This is a genomic window from Flavobacteriales bacterium, assembly GCA_013001705.1.
Lineage (GTDB): Bacteria > Bacteroidota > Bacteroidia > Flavobacteriales_D > JABDKJ01 > JABDLZ01.
In genome coordinates, this window is sequence record JABDLZ010000225.1 from 1 (window position 1) to 2,676 (window position 2,676).

3 protein-coding genes are annotated in these 2,676 nt (G+C 47.7%); all 3 read left to right on the forward strand.

Annotated elements, in window-relative coordinates:
- The coding region (locus HKN79_09085; protein NNC83720.1) for a DUF5017 domain-containing protein at positions 1 to 707 on the forward strand (707 nt) is incomplete at its 5' end.
- A 60-nt stretch (positions 708 to 767) separates the two neighbouring features.
- Positions 768 to 2,315: an FAD-binding protein gene (locus HKN79_09090; GenBank protein NNC83721.1), complete on the forward strand. Its 1,548-nt coding sequence runs from the start codon at positions 768 to 770 to the stop codon at positions 2,313 to 2,315.
- Positions 2,316 to 2,423: 108 nt separating this feature from the next.
- Positions 2,424 to 2,676, forward strand: a 253-nt coding sequence (locus HKN79_09095; protein ID NNC83722.1) for a hypothetical protein, incomplete at its 3' end; no start/stop codon positions are given.

Here is a 2,676-nt window from a genome sequence, read left to right on the forward strand (position 1 = left end):
ATGCAGTCAATGAGCAATCGGAGAACCGTTATATCCAGGATTGTTCAGGTAATGAAGTGATCCTTAGGACCAGTGGTTTTGCAAACTTCGCTGGAGAGCAGGTGCCCGGAAGAAATGGGACCATCACTGCAATAGTTGGACAGTTCAATGATGATATGCAATTATTTATTCGAGACGTGGATGATCTGGATTTCACAGAGCTGCGATGTGATGGTTCGACTGGGGAATATCTATTCTTCAAGAATTTCGAAGATGAAAGTATAACCTCAGGAGGCTGGACCCAGCAAGTTGTCGTAGGGAGCGACACCTGGTTTGTAGACGATTTCTCAGGAAATTTCTTCGCCAAAGTGAGTAATTACAATGGAAGTTCCAATGACCCCAGTGAAGTATGGTACATCTCGCCTGGGCTCGATCTTACCTCCCTGAATGCCCCAAGTCTATCGTTCATGACGATGATGAATTATGCAGGTCCAGGACTCGAGACCTACGTTTCGACAGACTTTGGTCTTACGAGTGATGTTGAGGAAGCTACATGGACTCTCTTGCAGGCCAATTATTCGCCCGGAGGATGGGAGGAAACGCAAAGTGGGGCCATCGATCTGAGTGGCTATAGTTCGTCAGAAACTTATTTCGCATTCCGATATACAGGTTCTTCAAGTGACGGGAGCACCTGGGAAGTGGATAATATAGCCGTATTCGATAATTGATCGCCCCTCGGTAAGACACTATCTTCAGGCCCTGTCGCTAGATGCGGCAGGGCCTTTCTTTTGGAAGTAGAACTGGACATAGAAGTCGGAGCGGAGAATCACAACGACTCTGATTATTTAACGGATCTCATCCGAAGTCGATTAGGCTGGGCTCCTGATCGTCCATTATACATTAAAGTCGTAAAACGTTCACTGGATGCTCGAAGAAGGATCTTCTATCGATTGAAGATAAAAGCCTCTGATGAAGGACCGATACACTCTGATATCGCGATTCCAGAATACCATAGAGCGGGCCCCAAATGTGTTCACATTATTGGCGCTGGTCCAGCAGGTATGTTCGCTGGCCTTCGATGCCTTGAGTATGGGCTAAAACCCATTATCTACGAAAGGGGAAAAGATGTCAGGGCACGAAGGAGGGATCTGGCCTTATTGAATAAGGAACACATCGTGAACCCAGAGTCCAATTATTGTTTTGGTGAGGGAGGAGCCGGTACCTACAGTGATGGTAAGTTGTACACGCGTTCTAAGAAAAAAGGTAATGTGCGCTCCGTATTAGAGACATTGGTGGTCCATGGTGCTCAGCCAGATATTTTGGTAGATGCCCATCCGCATATCGGTACCAACAAATTACCAGGTATCATCACAGCAATTAGAGAGACGATTATAGAGCACGGTGGAGAGGTTCATTTCGAGGCCAAGCTCACCGATATCAAGATTGAGAACTCGGAGATCGGATCGATAGAGATCAACAGCGAAGAACAGATAGCGGTCGAACATCTCATCCTTGCAACTGGTCACTCAGCCCGAGACATATATACCTTATGCCGAGACCGCTCGATCAAGTTAGAAGCCAAACCCTTTGCTGTAGGGGTGAGGGTAGAACATCCTCAATCATTGATCGATACTATTCAATATGGAAAAGACATTCCGTCATCCTTACCACCAGCTGCCTACAACATGGTCTGTCAGGTCGGAGGACGTGGGGTGTATTCATTCTGCATGTGTCCAGGAGGGATCATTGCTCCCTGTGCGACATCCCCTGGTGAGATCGTGACCAATGGATGGAGTCCAAGTAAACGGAACAACCCTTACGCCAATTCAGGCATTGTGGTCGAGGTGAGACCGGAGGACCTGACGCCATTCCAGCAATACGGTCCTTTGGCAGGGATGGAATTCCAAGCAGCCGTAGAACAGAAAGCCTGCAGAGCTGGTGGCGGTACTCAAGTGGCACCTGCGCAGCGATTGAAGGATTTCATCAAAGGTGTTCGATCCAAAGACCTGCCTGACTGTAGCTATTACCCGGGAATTGCATCGGTAGAGTTAGGCACTGTGCTGCCGGATCGGATACGCTATAGTCTTCAACAAGGATTCAAGGAGTTCGGGAAGAAGATGAAGGATTATCTCACCAACGATGCCGTGGTCGTAGCCACGGAATCAAGGACTTCATCTCCGGTGCGGATCCCGAGAGATAAGGATTCATTGCAGCATGTAGATATCAAAGGCCTTTACCCTTGTGGAGAGGGAGCTGGTTATGCCGGAGGTATTGTTTCAGCAGCTATAGATGGCCAAAGATGCGTAGAGGCTATTCTGTTAAGTATCAAGGCTTAGAATCGATTTTCATCGTATAAATTAGGCTGTATATCGATAAAACCCTACCTTTCGTAGGTATTGGCGGCTATTGCCTTCTGTACGACCAAACTATTAAACTGACTTTCCATGCGCTACCAACTGCACGGGATCAAGGATGCTGGACGTATCCTGTTCTTATCTATTCTGCTATTTAGTTTTTCAAATCTCTATTCGCAATCAGACGATTATCCCGGAGATCCCTCTTCACAGCAAGGGACTCATGGGGACTATGAGGCCATCGATGTAGATGCGCTGCGTTCGATGATCGTGGACAATCCCGACCTGGTCGTGGGACCCTGTGAGGAGTTCAACATCGTCTTGATTCTGGATGCCTCTGGAT